The following is a 1034-nucleotide window of genomic DNA, read 5'->3' on the forward strand; positions in this document are numbered from 1 at the left end:
AGAAAAAGCGAATTTGCCGCAACCGCAATGATCGTATAAACCGTTGTTTTTCCATCAAGAAACTTGTAGCCGATTAAAAGCAAAAACGCATTTAAGATAAAGTTCGTGACACCAGGAGACCATTGAAACAGATAATACAAAATCAGCGTAATCCCAGTGACTCCGCCTTCCCCAAGATCATTGGGAATCGCAAATAAATTAACCGCAAGCGCGAAGAAAAAAGCGCCAATCACAAGCATAAGTACATCCAGCATTCTCTTTTTCATCACGAAAACACTCCTTTTCATTGTTCTGTTCTACTAGCAAATAAAAAAACCCAGGAGAACGCTCTCGAAAAAGAGCAGAAACTCCTGGGCTTTTATCCCACCGTGTCATAACAGCCAAACTGCTATGTGTTTTCTCTCGGTCACAGTCCAATTTGCATTGCGCAACCCTAGAAAACCACTGTTTTTATCATATCCTTTTCACTTTCCAATATTAGCATTATAAGGGACGGTTCGAATTGGTTCAAGGGGTATTTGCGGAGTTTTCATCAGATAAGCTGGAAGAAAAAAACGATTTATCTATTAAAAAAGAACAGATATAGCCGATAAGAAAAAAAGCATATATTTTACAAGTGAATTCAACTATAAAATGATAATAATTATGATAAATTCATAATTTTATATTGACTAAGTGAAATAATATAGGCATTATAGTACATATGTTTCGTACATTTTATTACATAGGAGGAAATATAATGGCAGGAAAACTAGTACCCTGTAAAGCTTGCGGTCAAGAAATTGCAAAGGGTGTAAAAAAATGTCCTAACTGCCGTAAGGATCAACGTAACTTTTTTATGCGACATAAAATCATTACGTTTATTCTCGCAGTTGTTGTCATCATTATTATCGGTAATATGATTGGCGGCGGAGGCGGTTCAGAAGCCACTTCCAAAACATCAAGCGGAAGCAAAGCAGAAACTGAAAAAACATACAATATCGGTGATACTGTAAAAACTGAAAAAACTGAAGTGACAGTTACGAGGGTAGAGG

General features: G+C 36.7%; 1 protein-coding gene, 1 pseudogene and 1 riboswitch. Of the genes and pseudogenes, one reads left to right on the forward strand and one right to left on the reverse strand.

Translation table 11 applies throughout. From position 1 onward, the window contains the following. Positions 1 to 266: YitT family protein (locus ACWHAR_RS23205; protein ID WP_452087965.1), on the reverse strand; the 266-nt coding region annotated here is incomplete at its 3' end. Positions 267 to 345: 79 nt separating this feature from the next. Continuing rightward, positions 346 to 448: riboswitch (guanidine-I (ykkC/yxkD leader) on the reverse strand. Between the two features lie 291 nt (positions 449 to 739). On the opposite strand from ACWHAR_RS23205, the pseudogene ACWHAR_RS23210 reads away from it, so the two are divergent. Further along, positions 740 to 1034, forward strand: a pseudogene (locus tag ACWHAR_RS23210) (DUF4352 domain-containing protein); the annotation flags it as partial.

Source organism: Bacillus sp. LR--39 (assembly GCF_053613335.1).